General features: G+C 44.1%; 12 protein-coding genes. 5 read left to right on the top strand and 7 right to left on the bottom strand.

The annotated features are described in order from the left end of the window. The first annotated feature begins 59 nt into the window (after positions 1 to 59). Entirely contained in the window at positions 60 to 1,142 is a 1,083-nt protein-coding gene (locus tag QUA77_RS13085; protein WP_333183010.1) for an NAD-dependent epimerase/dehydratase family protein, read from the top strand. Positions 1,143 to 1,259: 117 nt separating this feature from the next. Beyond that, positions 1,260 to 2,066: a WecB/TagA/CpsF family glycosyltransferase gene (locus QUA77_RS13080; RefSeq protein ID WP_333039945.1), complete on the top strand. Its 807-nt coding sequence runs from the start codon at positions 1,260 to 1,262 to the stop codon at positions 2,064 to 2,066. Between the two features lie 292 nt (positions 2,067 to 2,358). Here QUA77_RS13080 and QUA77_RS13075 read toward each other — a convergent pair whose 3' ends face one another. From QUA77_RS13075 to QUA77_RS13050, 6 genes are all read right to left on the bottom strand, one after another. Next, positions 2,359 to 2,514, bottom strand: a complete 156-nt coding sequence (locus QUA77_RS13075) for a hypothetical protein (protein WP_333060801.1) — start codon at positions 2,512 to 2,514, stop codon at positions 2,359 to 2,361. 26 nt (positions 2,515 to 2,540) lie between these two features. Beyond that, on the bottom strand, positions 2,541 to 3,479 hold the full coding sequence (locus tag QUA77_RS13070) for a class I SAM-dependent methyltransferase (protein ID WP_333039946.1): 939 nt from the start codon (positions 3,477 to 3,479) through the stop codon (positions 2,541 to 2,543). 740 nt (positions 3,480 to 4,219) lie between these two features. Next, positions 4,220 to 5,479 (bottom strand): glycosyltransferase, encoded by a 1,260-nt coding sequence (locus tag QUA77_RS13065; protein WP_333450461.1) that lies wholly within the window; start codon positions 5,477 to 5,479, stop codon positions 4,220 to 4,222. A gap of 766 nt (positions 5,480 to 6,245) precedes the next feature. Further along, positions 6,246 to 7,205, bottom strand: coding sequence for a DUF362 domain-containing protein (locus QUA77_RS13060; RefSeq protein WP_333450459.1), 960 nt, complete (start codon positions 7,203 to 7,205; stop codon positions 6,246 to 6,248). Positions 7,206 to 7,331: 126 nt separating this feature from the next. Beyond that, a complete protein-coding gene (locus QUA77_RS13055) occupies positions 7,332 to 7,658 on the bottom strand; it encodes a hypothetical protein (protein ID WP_333039953.1) in 327 nt (108 codons plus the stop codon). Positions 7,659 to 7,830: 172 nt separating this feature from the next. After that, positions 7,831 to 9,255, bottom strand: a complete 1,425-nt coding sequence (locus tag QUA77_RS13050; protein ID WP_333450497.1) for an aspartate ammonia-lyase — start codon at positions 9,253 to 9,255, stop codon at positions 7,831 to 7,833. Between the two features lie 405 nt (positions 9,256 to 9,660). Here QUA77_RS13050 and QUA77_RS13045 point away from each other — a divergent pair, with 405 nt between their 5' ends. The 3 genes from QUA77_RS13045 to QUA77_RS13035 all read left to right on the top strand — a co-directional run bounded on the left by QUA77_RS13045 (position 9,661) and on the right by QUA77_RS13035 (position 14,135). Next, on the top strand, positions 9,661 to 10,110 hold the full coding sequence (locus tag QUA77_RS13045) for a hypothetical protein (RefSeq protein WP_333293898.1): 450 nt from the start codon (positions 9,661 to 9,663) through the stop codon (positions 10,108 to 10,110). 262 nt (positions 10,111 to 10,372) lie between these two features. Next, entirely contained in the window at positions 10,373 to 12,238 is a 1,866-nt protein-coding gene (locus tag QUA77_RS13040) for a hypothetical protein (RefSeq protein ID WP_333039957.1), read from the top strand. A 211-nt stretch (positions 12,239 to 12,449) separates the two neighbouring features. Next, positions 12,450 to 14,135, top strand: coding sequence for a DNA repair helicase XPB (locus QUA77_RS13035; protein WP_333450457.1), 1,686 nt, complete (start codon positions 12,450 to 12,452; stop codon positions 14,133 to 14,135). On the opposite strand, the gene QUA77_RS13030 is transcribed toward QUA77_RS13035, so the two are convergent. After that, entirely contained in the window at positions 14,136 to 14,780 is a 645-nt protein-coding gene (locus QUA77_RS13030; protein WP_333450455.1) for a peptidase M15, read from the bottom strand. Positions 14,781 to 15,001 lie beyond the last annotated feature (221 nt).

Below are 15,001 nucleotides of genomic sequence, written 5' to 3'. Positions count from 1 at the left end.
CTTCTGATGGGTTCGATCGGGCAAAACAAAGAAAACTATATTTTTTCAGGCGGTGAAACGTGGGCGTTGCAATCATTACTGGCTCGGCGGGTTTAATTGGCTCTGAGGCGTGTCAGTTCTTTGCCAAACAAGGCTTAGATATAGTTGGGATCGACAATAATATGCGCCAGTTCTTTTTTGGTGCTGATGGTTCTACAAACTGGAACCGCCAACTGCTAGAAAAGTCTTTGGGTACCAAGTATTATCACTTAGATGTGGACATTCGCGACTATGAAGCGATTACCAATATCTTTCAGCGGTACGGCGAGTCGATCGAATTAGTAATTCACACAGCAGCCCAGCCCAGCCATGATTGGGCTTCCCGTGCTCCGAAAATAGACTTTACCGTCAATGCCAATGGCACTCTCAATCTTCTAGAAGTAACTCGCTTGTACTGTCCTAAAGCGGTTTTCATTTTCACTTCTACCAATAAAGTATACGGCGATACGCCTAACAATTTGCCTTTAATTGAATTAGAACACAGGTGGGAAATTGAACCAGGCCATACTTACGAAAGCGGTATTCGGGAAGATATGTCAATCGATCAGTGCCTGCACAGTTTGTTTGGTGCTTCTAAGGTAGCTGCTGACGTTTTAGTCCAAGAATACGGTCGATATTTTAATATGAACACCGCTTGTTTTCGCGGCGGCTGTTTGACGGGTCCAAATCACTCAGGAGCTCAATTGCATGGCTTCCTAGCCTACTTGATGAAGTGTGCTGTCACGGGAACTCCTTACACCGTGTTTGGCTACAAAGGCAAGCAAGTTCGCGATAACATTCATAGCGCAGATTTAATTTCGGCATTTTATGAATTTTATAAAGCTCCCCGAAGCGCCCAAGTTTATAATACAGGAGGAGGCCGGTACAGCAATTGTTCGATGTTAGAAGCGATTCAGATGTGTGAGGCAATTGCAGAACGCAAATTTAATTGGACTTACGCGGAAGGGAATCGCATTGGCGATCACATTTGGTGGATTAGCGACAATTCAAAATTTTCCAGTCACTATCCCAACTGGAAAATGAAATATAACGTTAAACAAATCCTACAGGAGATTTATGAATGTAACCGCGAGCGTTGGCTGAAAGAGGATTCCCATGATTGAGCGGGGCAAAAAGAATGTGCTGAGAATTTCGGTAAAAGATTGAAGAATACAAGGTTAAACAAATCTTAGGGGAGATTTATGAGTGTAACTGCGAGCGTTGACTTAAAGAGGTGCTCCATGATTGATAAAGGGAAAAAGAATGTACTGGGCATATTAGTTAATGCCGTTAATTATGAAGCGGCTGTTAGCAAAATTATTGCAGCCGCCAGCGCCGGAAAACCAATGTCAGTTTCTGCTCTAGCGGTTCACGGGGTAATGACTGGAGTGCTCGACAGCACTCATCGTTATCGGATTAATCACATTGACTTAGTATTGCCAGACGGACAGCCCGTCAGGTGGGCGTTAAATTGGCTCTACCATACGGAATTGCCCGATCGAGTTTGCGGGCCGAATGCGATGTTACAAATCTGCGAACGTGCGGCAGAAGAAGGATTACCTATCTATTTGTACGGATCTCAAGCTTCTGTACTGGAAGCTTTATCTCGCAATCTTTGCCAGCGTTTTCCCAAGTTAATTATTGCTGGAACTCAGCCTTCTAAATTTAGGCACGTTTCGCCCCAAGAGAAACAAGAAATTGCAGAGCAAATTCGCAACAGCGGTGCAGCAATTACTTTTGTCGGTTTGGGGTGTCCGCGACAAGAAGTCTGGGCTTACGAATACCGCGATGAGTTATCAATGCCGTTGATTGCTGTAGGTGCTGCTTACGATTTTCATGCGGGTAATTTGGCTAAATCTCCTGACTTTTTATCTAAAATAGGTTTGGAATGGCTGTTTCGGATGATTAAGGAACCTCGGCGCCTTTGGCAGCGGTATGTTTTTTTGAATCCGCTTTATATCTGGCTGTTTTTGCTACAAGCTTTGAAAATCAAACAGTTCGACCCCACAGACGCCACGCCGCCTGCAGAAGAAGTATTATATGGTTGAAATTTAAAAGTTTCTTGTGAATTATGGGTACTCACAAGAAAAAATTAAAAAAGCAAACATATCGTAACTAATCGTTCTGAGGTGCAACTGCGATCGCATATTCAATAAAATTTATATCAAATCCGGTGGCATCCGAATTATAGTGAGAGCTTAAGAGAACGCGATTTTGGTAGCGATCTCTTAAGCTCCCACTGACATGATCCCAATATATTATTCCGATGCAACCCGAAACTATATTACGCCAGAAAACACTTTTTACATTATCTATGTGGTAAGCTGCGGACTGCACACCTTACATACAAAGTTTGTGCGTCAGTCTCGATCGAGTCAGGTGGATTGCTGGGTCAATAGTCGCATTTGGTTTGACTGTACTCCTGGCATGGGCGATGATGGCAGAGGCTCGCAAAAGTATGGTGAGTGTGTAACCAAACTTGATAATCAAAGCCAAAGTTTATTGCCCTTACCTCGATATTGCTATGGCTTTTGTGCCACAATCCGGATCGAATCGTACTTGTTTTCATCAGCAGCAAAAATTGTTTTCAGCAGTAGCTTCCAAGCTTGGACTTTACTGTTTTCCTTGGGCTTTACTATCTGATGAGATCCCATTGAATCGAACACACTGAAAATTTTTCTTTCATCATTGATCCAAGTGTTTTCAAATTGGCGATAGTAGCCATTAAACTGAGTAGAAATTATCTCAAATCCTACTTTTTCACAAATAGCGCGAAAGCTCTGCGGTGTGAAGAAATACAAATGCCTTGGTACATCTAGATGCATCCATGCAATCCCTGAAGACTTCAGCCCAATACAAGAGTTATTTGGTACTTCCATCACCAATTTGCCGCCACCCACGAGCAACTGCATGGCATTGCGGAGTGCAAGTAAAGGATCTCTGGTATGTTCGAGTACGTGGTTCATCACAATTATGTCGTACTGTCTAGACTGGACTTCCGGGGGCAAAGATTCAGCAGTACCATAAAGTACATTAAGACCTCGCTGCTGGGCCAACACTAAAGCTTGTTGATCGGGTTCTACGCCCCAGACTTTGTGACCATCTGCTTGCAGTTCTTGCAGCAGGTGCCCGTTGGCGCAACCAATTTCTAAGATCGAGGAGGAAGCAGTCCCGAACTGTTGCTTCCACCATTTACTTGTGACATCTACTCCGCGATCGAAACGCCAAGCTAGATGGGTACGCAATTTATCGAAGAAGGAAATAGAAGAGGCAGATACGAAGCCTGTAAAGTCTATATGATGAGTATAATACTCATCGATGTCGTAGAAGCTGGCGATTTTGTTGAGTTCGGGTAGAGGATGAATGCATCCAAGTTGTGACTTTTCGCACCAGTACAATTGAAATGACTCATTGTTTGGAGGTCTGCGCCAATCACCGGGTATGAATAGCCACGGTTTCATACTCTGTCCCGATATCGGGCAGACGACGGTAGGGCTTAAGCACGTTTGACTTTGCATTTTAGTTTTCCTTACTTAGGAACTGGATGTACTAATAACCGCTTATGTTAGATCACTCCGGGACGTTATGTGCCAGTGATAATTGTGTTATCCTCTATACAGGAGATGAAGGCCTAAAACTTATGAAGTTTTGGGAATACCATTACTGAGGCGCGGTTTTCACGTAACATCGAATTTAAGTTAACGCATTTAGCTGGCTTTGTCACTTTTGATAAAAAACTACACCTTCAGCGAGCGGGCGGAAAGTAAGTTTTTCTCTAGTCAAGAATTCAGCAATAATTAAAGTATACATTAAGTTAGAAACATCATATACCTCTAAAGTATGATACTAATAAAAGCATTTGTGCATATACCTAATAAATAATGAAGCCGTTGATTTAACAAGATTTAAACTAAAAACCCTGTTAGTTTTGCCAGTTCCGGTGGAAAGGAAAATGAGTGGGTCACTCGATGGTTGAGAGTTGGTGTGGGATCTGGTAGTTGCCAAGAAAATGTAACCCGTTAAAGGAGACTTGAGAACCTATGGAAGAAGTGCGATCGTCCAGTAGAATTTGATGCTATTAAGTTTGAAAAAAACATCTACATCTAATGGCGATCGCTCACCCCAACCCTTGCCTTTACAAGACCTCCAATTGCCGTGGCTACCTTAATGAAACCTGTCTCAATCATAGGCAGAAGGATTCTTAAGGCAGTTGACTGTACGCCAAAACCATATCTGGAGCATCACTTACTTGACTTTCGGTGACTTGATTAGGCACCGTTGAATAGGCAATAGCCTGCATATGTTTTATGCGAGCTTGAAAAGTCTTCTCAAATGTGTGCTGTTGAGCAAACTTCAGCGACTTGAACGACATCGATTTAATTTCTTCCCGGTTGTAGCTGAGTGCTGCAATTTTCTTCGCCATCTGTTTAGGCTGATTCATTGGCACAACCCATCCTGTCTCCGACATTTCTGCAATTCCCTGGAATGCTTCGTTAGCATACCCAACAATAGGCACGCCAGCAGCCATAGTTTCTATGTAAGTACAAGAAGGATCGCCCTGCCGGTGACAGCAAACAAACAAATCAATATTGTTCTTAACAAAGGGGAAAAAATCTGTTTTAAAGTCAGGCACTCCGAGCATTTTCACGCAATCATTAAGTTGATTTGCAGCTATTTGCTGGTGCATCATCTCTTCTAAGTCACCAATACCACTGATGAACATTTCAAATTTCACCTTCAGTTGTTTGAGTTCTCTAGCGACCTCAAGTAAATGATCGGCCCCTTTCATCTTAATTAGGCGACCTGAGAATACTAGCCGAAGAGGCATATCTTGAGAGCGGTTTTCAGTGCGACGTTCAATGTCAGCTTCTGTTGCTAACATATCCTCTCTAATCCGCGTGTCCAAGAACAACTGTGGGTTGCGATTGAGCTGCTTGTATTCTTGGTATGTAGGGGTGCCGTTGCACTGCAATCCCTCTGCCATTGCGATCGCCTTGCGCTGCTTATATTCCTGACTGTAAGTCCAGATTATTCTCCGCAAGCGAATCAGGGGATTTCTCGTACTCACATTCACGATCTGTTTGCGAGTTTTCAGACTGTATTCGGAAACGTAAATACACGGTACTCCCGCTATTTTACACACTTTACTGATATGGTTCTGTCTGTATTCCGGGGCTGCCAATACCAGCGCACTCTGATGCTGATGTAGTAAAGCTGGGGTAATTTTATCAAAACAAATTATTTCCAGTTTGAATGGCAATAGATCAAGTTTGAATATTTTTGCATCCATCTGGTCGTTGTCTTCTTTCGTTTCTTCCATCATCACAGTAATATCACCCGACCAATACTTGGCTAACTCACCAACTGCTTCAATCAATTTGCGGGTGAGTAAAACTTCACCGTTTGGCAAAAACTTGGCTTTTAGTGGCTGTACGATTGTCAGATTGTTGTTAGTAAGCATAGGGAAGGTAGTTCCTGATTTGAAGTTTTTACGGATGCGGTAGTGAATCTTTGCTGTACTTTGCAAGGGCTGTTGATCGATCTATATAACAGACATCTACCGAATTTAAATTTCGCCGCCTGATACAAGCAACATTTCAGACTCTGTTTGGGAGATATCTAATACTTAAGATGGACGCAGCAACTCGATTAGACCTTTATTATTTAAGGTAAGGTCTGTTTGATATGTCGCCATCATCTGCGATCTACGTATAACTGTCAATAACCTTTTACGAGCTTTACTCAATCTTTATAATTGAGCGGTCAATTATAAAGAAAAGCGCAATTATAGGGTAAATTTGGTTAAAACAAGGGCTGTTACAAGTGTTTATACTTAAATGAAATTATCTAACTGCTTCTAGCTAGCAAGAATGAGCGCCAGTTGCGAGTACGGCGAGGCAAATGCTTTAAGTAAGTCGGCGCGAAAAAACGCCCCTAGGTAAATGAGGGCCAAGTCTCCAAATGCTCTCTACTGGCTGATTTAAGCCTGTTTACATAGTGTTACATTATGCGGTTTAGTCCCGCATACCTACTTACTGGCTGACTTAAACCTGTTTACATAGTGTTACATTATGCGGTTTAATCCCGCCTACCTACTTAAACCATAAACTTATAAGAAATTTATTAAAACTTTACATAAATAGATATGTTGTAAAATAATATTTCTTTACAATTAGCAATGGAAAGCAGAAGGAATAAAAAAAACAAATTTTACCCTTCTGTCTTCGCTAATGCGAAGCCTTGATGCTGAACTTTTCTTTAATAAACCGGATATAAAGGTGCTTAAAGGCCGACTTCACCACGCGGGGCATACCAAAGTCAATTGGCACCATGCTTTCCGGCAACTTCCAATCCAAAACCTTGAGAGTTTCCGGCTGCAAAAGCGGAAAATCAAGATCCTCTAAATTCGAGCAAAGTCCCAATCTCATCGCCGCAGCTACAGTGGGAACCGCCGCCGGATCAGCATTAATAATTTCAACTAAAGTTCTGTCCAAAGCAAACACATCATCAGAGGCAGCCAAAATTCCCAAAAACTTAGGTTCGCCGCCGCTTGGCCCGTTACCTTCGTGGCCGATAATGCCATCCAAAATCGTCAAATTTGGGTTAATGGCCCTGGCCGTTTCAACCAGCATTTCACCGAATCTGGCGCTATCTTTGCCAGCTTCCATGTGCCACCAAGCCTTCATTTTGCCGGGGACGCAGCCGAACAAATTTTTCACGCCCATTGTCACGGTTAATTGAACGTGAGATTTGAGTTTTGGCAAATTAATCACTACATCTGCTTCCATTGCTTCTTTGCAAATTCGCAGATGATTGAAATCTTCGCTGACAGTTTCGTAGCGTTTTCCTTGAAACTCAACTACGGGCAAATTCAGTTCTTCCAACAGCGGCAAATAACCGTTGGCTTTGGCTACACCCATGGCGCTACCAAAAGCTGGACTATCGCCTAAAAAGGGTTTTCCTCCCGCTTCAATCACCATTTTAGCGACGCAGTAAACCAATTCCGGGCGGGTGACGCATTCTTTTGTAGGGCGAGAACCTGTCAGGAGATTGGGTTTGAGTAAAACCCGATCGCCCGATTTGACAAAAGCCGAGATTCCGCCCAAGGGTGCCAGCAAACTTTCTAAAGAGGTTTGCAAGAGTTGGCGATCGTATGAATTGGCACGAATTAAACTAACAGCAGACATAATTATGAATTAATTTGTAATTGGTTATCGATGCGGGAACAATCTCAATGTAACGCACGCACGGATCACCCTAAGCAGGGTGATCCGCGCGCACCTTACCAAGAATAATCTCAATACAAATGAGTCCTAAGTATTCATCGGCAATCTACCAACTGCCGCCCGCTGCATGGTACTAACTCGCAGCGAGTTAGAGAATACTCCTTGACCTTGCAGTTCAGGGATAGCAGGTTTAACTTCCACTTTCACCAACCGGGCAGTGCAGATAAAAACCGTTTGATCTGCTAAATGGAAAGTCAACCAAGGTTGATTTAACAAATGCAGCACTTCCTCTTGGAATTCTTGTGCAGGCATCGGAATAGTAAAGGTTTCTGCGTGACCTTCCACATAATGAAATGTCACTTGAGTCGTGTTCTCTTTATCTTGAGTTAATTTTGCAAAAGAACCTGCGCGCATAAATCTTGCTCCCAAACTTTAGACTATAAAAAATCCAGAATTAAATCTCAAAAAATTGAATTCTGAATTGTTTAACTTTAACCTGTGACAGCACTTAGGCAGAACTCAGAAGGCAGAAGGCAGAATTAAATCGAGTTTAGCCTTCTAGTTTCTAGCTGATTCCTGCGATCGCCTATACGTTAGCAGAAGATGTTGGCATCGCACTCATTTTCTCTAAATCTAGAACTTTTGCCAAGTCTTCTGCACTCATTAAACCCCTTTCTAGCACAATTTGCCGCAAAGATTTGCCAGTTTCTAGAGATTCTTTGGCGACGGCGGCGGCGTTGAGATAGCCGATCTGAGTGTTGAGGGCGGTAACGAGTGCGAGACTGCCTTCTGCGTAAGCGAGACACCGATCGCCCTTAGCTTCGATTTTTGCGAGGCATTTGGTGCTCAGGGCGCTGATGGTATTGCCCAAAATTTCGATGCTGTGAATGAGATTGTAGGCGATCAGGGGCATCATCACGTTCAATTCTAATTGTCCTGCTTGGGCTGCCAGGGCGATCGCGCTATCGTAACCCATAACTTGAAAACAAACCATTGATGTCATTTCTGCCATCACAGGATTGTATTTTCCCGGCATAATTGACGAACCGGGTTGCACAGGAGGCAGTTGAATTTCTTTCAAACCCGTTTTCGGCCCGGAGTCCATCAAACGCAGGTCGTGGGAGATTTTAACGCAATCCTGAGCGAGATTTCGCAGTGCACCGGAGACATTTACAAACGGTGCCATACTCTGCATAGCTGCCATTAAATGCTTTGCTGGTTTCAGCGGGTGGTCGATTAAGTCGGAGAGAATTTCAGCAACTTTTTGACAGTATTCAGGATGAGTATTTAAGCCTGTTCCTGCCGCACTTCCCCCCAATCCCAGGGATGTCAAATCATCGGATGCCCTGTCAATTCTCAAGGTATGTTCTCTGAGAATTTGCGCCCAAGCGCCGAAGGTATCGCCGAGTCTAACTGGCACAGCATCTTGCATATGAGTGCGGCCGGATTTAACAATATCTTTGAATTCTTCTGCTTTGTTTTCTAGGGCGACTACGGCATCCGACAAAGCCGGAAACAGAGTTTTTTCTAACGCCAACAATCCGCCGATCCGAATCGCAGTCGGAATCACATCATTGGTCGATTGACCGTAGTTTACGTGGTCGTTAGGACTGACGCGCTTGTAGTTGCCTTTTTCATCGCCCAGAATTTCCAAAGCGCGATTTGAAAGAACTTCATTAACGTTCATGTGGTGAGAAGTTCCGGCGCCGGCTTGGTAGACATCAACTACAAATTGATCGCGCAATTTGCCAGCTAGGATTTCATCTGCTGCTTGGACAATTGCTTGACTGATGTCTTGGGGAATGCAGCCGAGTTCGCCATTGGCGATCGCCGTTGCTTTCTTAATTAAAACACAAGCATCAACGTATGTTGATAAAGGCTTAATGCCGCTGATCGGGAAATTTTCAATAGCCCTTAGAGTTTGGATGCCATAATAGACATTAGATGGAATTTGTTTGTCTCCCATCGAGTCGCTTTCAATGCGATAGGTGGCGGTTGGGTTTTGAGTCATATCGTCGGGTTTGTGATAATTAGGAATTGTGCAAACAGAACTTACGCACAGTTGGTCAGAAACCGGGTTTCTTGTCGGGGAATCTGTTTGAAAGCGTAGTTTTTTGTCAATAAACCCGGTTTCTAAAGGTTTTTGTGCGTCCTGGACTGGCAATTTTTTTGGTAACACGGCTGACGGGCGATCTTACTTTTGTGCGCCCGCAGGCAACTTTACAGTAATGCGTCAGTCCCGGCCGTACAAAATTATCCCACATCTTAGGCTTCAATCTCAAATCTCAAATCTCAAATCGATTGATTGTTTGCACAAGCTAAAATTAGTCGATCGGCGAGGGCGATCGGACGCAGACAGCCCCAGTCTGCTATAATTTTACAAATAAACAAATTTCAATTTTACTGTTAAACTCCCATGAAAAAACCAGCAATAACTTTCAAACACCCGCTAAACATTTTGACGATCGGCTTAAGTGCATCGCTGATTTTTCCGGCTTCAGTCAAAGCCTTATCTAACCTAATTACAACCCCAACTATCTCAGAAAAATCTACTGTTTTAGCGGCTGTACAAAAAGAGCAAAGGGAGTTCATAGAAGGTGTTCGTTCAGCGGAAGTAAAAGGAAGAGTAGCGCCTGGCACTTTCAATAGTTATTTTGTCGGAGTTAAAAAAGGAAAAAAAATCAAAGCCAATGTCAAATCACTTGAAAATAATGCTGTGTTTAAAGTCATAGACTCGGACAAAAAAACGATAATCAAAGAATCAAGAATATGGTCTGGAGTCGTTGCAAAAACGGGAAAATATCAAATAGATGTAAGTACAGAACGAGGAAGTGCTAGTTACACTCTGTCATTTTCGATCGACTAATTTTATGGTGCGCCGCCACGAGATATTCAAGCTGCTAGGAGATTGTTAGTAGCGACGCACTCTACGTTCTAAAGTAGTTGTGTAATTCCGATTTTTTAGATTGCCTAATTATGTAATTAATTAGATAAAATTAGCGTGAGTTTAACAATAAAGATTAAACCATGCTTCTGATTTTTGTAACAAAAATTCAAATTACAAATATCGGAAAGTTGTTATAGTTGGTAGCACAAACAATTTTGCAGCAGGCGGATTGCCAAAAATTATGCCGCGTTACCAAACCCTAGATAATGTTATTACCCTCCAAGAGGCACTCGAAGGAATAATTGTTGAAGATTTAAAAAAGCTGAATGCACTGTTGTCGGGCGATCGCAAATTAACCCGGAAAGCTGACCTGGTTGCTGGGATTAAAGAGCAAATGCAGGGACAAAAACTTAAGCAAGTTTGGGCGCAATTAGACGACCTGCAAAAAGCGGCCGTAGCGGAAGTTATACATGGGTCAGGTGGTGGCTATGATGCCGATGTATTTATGGCAAAATACGGACAACAACCAAACTGGGGAACAAGCGATCGCTATGGATACAACCGAGAACCATCCCTACTCTGCTTGTTCTTCTACGGCAATGCGATACCCTACGATCTTGAACAAAACTTGCGGAAGTTTGTGCCAAAACCTCAAGGAACTTCCTTAAATCTGGTTGGCGATGTACTGCCAGATAATTTTATGGTTCGTGTAGAAAAACAGAACTTTCGTACATCTAAAATAGAGGTATCCGAGTACGAACTTCCCTTGACAATTTTTGAAATGGAACGGGCAGCCCCAAAGGATTTGGAAGCAGTTTTGCGTCTGATTCAGTCGGGCAAAGTTGCCGTTAGTGAGAAAACCGCATTACCTGGTGCCGCAACTCTGAAAGTGATCGCCGCCGTATTGCAAGGGGGTGATTTTTATAACGACGAACAGCGCCAAGCTACCGTGGAAAAGGGCGATATATTCTACGAGGTTGGTAACATCAAATCCTTTGCTTGGGCCGCGATCGCCCAAGCGAGCAAATTCGCCGAACAATCGGGCAAAAAGCTAGTTTTGACCAAAGCGGGACAGAAAGCCTTGCAAGAATCACCTGCCAAAGGTTTACAGACAGCATGGAAGCGCTGGTTAAAAACAAACACTTTTGATGAATTTCGCCGCATTGATGCGATTAAAGGACAAACCGGCAAGGGCGCGCGCGGCATGACAGCGGTGGCGGGGCGGAGAGAGGCGATCGCCTCAATCCTAGCAGAATGTCCTGTCGGTAAATGGATTCTGTTTAGCGAATTTAGCAAGTATATGTTGGCAACGGGCAATCGGTTTGAAGTAACGCGCGATCCCGACAATCTCTATATTTCTGAATTTGGGTATGGTAACTTAGGATATTCGGGCAGTCACGATTGGCATATTCTGCAAGAAAGATATATGCGCTGCCTGTTGTTTGAGTATGTTGCTACCCTGGGAATAATTGATGTTGCCTATGCCGATCCGTCCCTCATACCCAGCGATTTTGACGATCTTTGGGGAACGGACGATTTGAGATTTCTCAGCCGCTACGACGGCTTAATCTCTTTTCGCCTGACAGCTTTGGGGGCTTACTGTTTGGGATTGACTAACAATTACACCCCGCCAGCAATTGAGTTCCGTCAAACACTCCGCGTACTGCCCAATTTAGATATTGTTGTAGCAGGAGAAGGCCTCGCGACATCAGATGCGATCGTCCTCGATCTCTATACTAAAAAAGTTTCAGATGTCGTCTGGCAACTCGATCGACAAAAGCTATTTACCGCCATAGAATCCGGATACCCGCTAGCAGAATTTAAAGAAGTTTTAGAGACAAGAAGTGTCGAACCGCTACCCGAAACTGTACAGCAATTTCTGACGGATATTACAGAACGATCGAATAGTTTGCAAGATGCAGGAACTGTCAAGTTAATCGAATGTGCTAACCCCCATTTAGCAGTGTTGATTGCCAATGATTCCCGTACAAAAAAATTCTGTCAGCTAGCAGGCGATCGCACTTTAGCAGTTCCATTATCCCAGGAAACTAAGTTTCGCAACGCCCTGCGGCAGATCGGCTACGTCTTACCCCAGCGGGATAAATAGTATTAGACAAAATTGCCAAAGTCAAAAAACCTCTTAAAACTCACATCTTGCACCATTGTCAGGAACAGGCAAGATGCCTGTTCCACAAGAAATCAACTCTTTGTGGAACAGGCATCTTGCCTGTTGACAAAAGGCTAATTGAGAATGGTGCAATATCTCAGTTAAAACCATCTGCGTTGATCTGCGATTCATCTATCAATCGAAACAAGCCATGAATTATGTTCCCGAAAATGCTTTGATCGTGCAAAGCGATCGCTCAATTTTACTAGAAGTTCACGCCCCAACAGCACAACAGGCACGAGAAGCGATCGCCCCCTTTGCCGAATTAATCAAAAGTCCCGAACACATCCACACCTATCGCATCACGCCCCTCAGCGTGTGGAATGCGCGGGCGGCGGGAATGCCAGTTGAAGAGGCGATCTCCGCTTTGCGGAAGTATGCCAAGTATCCCATTCCTGACTCCGTAGCGCAGGAAATTGAACTGTTAGGGGCGCGGTATGGATTAACTGTAATTGAAAGAATCGATGCGGCTAGCCCCGATTTACAACTGCGAATTGCCGATTTGCCCCTAGCGGAATTGCTGGTACGGGACGATCGCGTCAAACCAATGTTGGGCAAGCGCATCTCGGATCTTTGCTTTCAAGTCGATGCCGGGAATCGCGGCGTACTCAAGCAAGCTTTACTAGCGGTGGGCTATCCGGCAGAAGATTTGGCTGGATATGTGGAGGGTGCCGAACTAGGGATTTCTTTGCGCGATCGTACTCTAACAGATTTGCCCTTTAAGTTGCGTGCTTATCAACAAGAAGCAGCAGAGGCATTCTATCAGGACGGGGAGGTAAAAGGTGGAAGTGGGACGATCGTCCTACCGTGCGGGGCTGGTAAAACCATAGTCGGGATGTTAGCCATGAGTTTGGTAAAGCAAAAGACACTCATCCTCACCAGCAGTTTGACTTCAGTGCACCAGTGGCGCAGGGAAATATTAGACAAAACGAGTTTAACTGAGGATGCGATCGCTGAGTACAGCAGTGTCACCAAACAGACGGCTGCTGTCACCCTATCGACTTACCAAATGCTAAGTTATCGATCGAATAAAGATGATGAATTCCCGCATTTCGAGTTGTTTAACGCCCAATCCTGGGGACTGATTATTTATGATGAAGTCCATCTATTACCTGCACCGATATTTCGGATTACCGCTGAATTACAAGCACGACGCAGGTTAGGTTTAACTGCGACATTGATTCGCGAAGACGGGAAAGAAGGGGATGTATTCACGTTGATTGGGCCCAAGCGCTATGACGTACCTTGGCGCGAATTGGAAGGACAGGGATTTATTGCCACTGCTAATTGTACGGAAATCCGCGTCGCCCAAAATGAGGCGGAAAAAATGGAATATGCCCTAGCGCCCCGCCGCAATCAGTTTCGGATTGCTGCGGAAAATCCAGCTAAGTTGGATGTGGTGCAAAGTTTGTTGCAAAAGGAAGCGGGACATCGTATTTTAATTATTGGTGAGTATCTCGAACAGTTAGATGCGATCGCCAAAATTACCGAATTGCCTCTGATTACGGGGAAGACAAAACAGGCTGAGCGCGATCGATTATACGAAGCATTCCGTCACAAAGAAATTCCCGGATTAATTCTATCTCGCGTGGGCAATTTTGCCGTCGATTTACCCGATGCCGATGTGTTGATTCAAGTATCGGGAAAGTATGGTTCTCGCCAAGAAGAAGCGCAGCGCCTCGGACGAATTCTCCGCCCGAAATCCGACGGACATACTGCGAGTTTTTATACATTAGTATCTCTACAAACTTGCGAGGAAGATTTTGCGCGACACCGCCAACTATTCCTCACCGAACAGGGCTACAACTATCGCATAGAAATTCAAAAAGATGTTTAGTCAGCGATCGATAAATTCTTGGTAAAACTGCTCATGCAAACCTGAGAAATTATCCATCCCCTTCTTTGTCAGATACCCGCTCTTCTTACCAGTGTGCGGGTTTATTACGTAGCTATCAATTTCTTTTGAAACCTTAGGATTCTCGCTCCACCTAATGTTGAACGCTGCATAGTTTGGGAAAAAGGTCATTGCTGCATAAGCATCAATGTGGTCATGTATCCACCATGCCAATGCTGTCCAATCTTGAGTGCGTTCATAGTAAGGGATGAATGATGTAACAATAATACATACTGTTGCTCCCATATACCCCTCTGAATCTTTTACGTCCCAGATATGTTCTGCATAGTTGTCCTCATTACTGGCACAGCCGTACTGATTTTTATTCTCTGCTCCTTTGGCGTTCACCGCACAAGAACGATAGGCTGAGCGGATACTAATCCGACCGAGCGCATCTTGAATTGGTTCAAGCACCCTCTCACACAAATTCTTTCCTGCTTCGATCGCCAAGTCAGGATCGTTAGGAATGTTAGGGATACCTTCAATTTGAGAGATTTCTGAATAAAGAAACTCACGCATGAAAAAACTCTTAGAGAGTTGAACCCGTCCTAGCTCTTCCAAAGCTTTAACAGTTTGTGGTTTTCTCATAGAATGAACTCCAGCAATTAAAGGTGAATAGCTTAATGTTAAACACTTACAGATAATTTAGAAGCATTGTTTCAGCCAAAAGCGGAGCCAGCTAACGCCCAAGCTCACCCGCACCCGGAAGCGCCAGAGTGAGGCACGAACGGCGGCGCTTCCGGGTGTCGGTGTGCAGCGCCTTGTTGTGCCGTTGTCTTTTGATAAGATGCGCTTAGCTGCCCTTGAGC

This window comes from Microcoleus sp. K5-D4, assembly GCF_036704575.1.
Classification (GTDB): Bacteria; Cyanobacteriota; Cyanobacteriia; order Cyanobacteriales; family Microcoleaceae; genus Microcoleus.
The sequence above is the reverse complement of the archived record's forward strand: the minus strand, read 5'-3'. Positions and strand labels throughout refer to the sequence as shown.

Excerpts from the sequence above, each read along its gene's own strand:
- QUA77_RS13080 (WP_333039945.1), top strand. The coding sequence starts at position 1,260 with ATGATTGATAAAGGGAAAAAGAATGTACTGGGCATATTAGTTAATGCC.
- QUA77_RS13070 (WP_333039946.1), bottom strand. The coding sequence starts at position 3,479 with ATGAAACCGTGGCTATTCATACCCGGTGATTGGCGCAGACCTCCAAAC.
- QUA77_RS13065 (WP_333450461.1), bottom strand. The coding sequence starts at position 5,479 with ATGCTTACTAACAACAATCTGACAATCGTACAGCCACTAAAAGCCAAG.
- QUA77_RS13060 (WP_333450459.1), bottom strand. The coding sequence starts at position 7,205 with ATGTCTGCTGTTAGTTTAATTCGTGCCAATTCATACGATCGCCAACTC.
- QUA77_RS13055 (WP_333039953.1), bottom strand. The coding sequence starts at position 7,658 with ATGCGCGCAGGTTCTTTTGCAAAATTAACTCAAGATAAAGAGAACACG.
- QUA77_RS13050 (WP_333450497.1), bottom strand. The coding sequence starts at position 9,255 with ATGACTCAAAACCCAACCGCCACCTATCGCATTGAAAGCGACTCGATG.
- QUA77_RS13045 (WP_333293898.1), top strand. The coding sequence starts at position 9,661 with ATGAAAAAACCAGCAATAACTTTCAAACACCCGCTAAACATTTTGACG.
- QUA77_RS13040 (WP_333039957.1), top strand. The coding sequence starts at position 10,373 with ATGCCGCGTTACCAAACCCTAGATAATGTTATTACCCTCCAAGAGGCA.
- QUA77_RS13035 (WP_333450457.1), top strand. The coding sequence starts at position 12,450 with ATGAATTATGTTCCCGAAAATGCTTTGATCGTGCAAAGCGATCGCTCA.
- QUA77_RS13030 (WP_333450455.1), bottom strand. The coding sequence starts at position 14,780 with ATGAGAAAACCACAAACTGTTAAAGCTTTGGAAGAGCTAGGACGGGTT.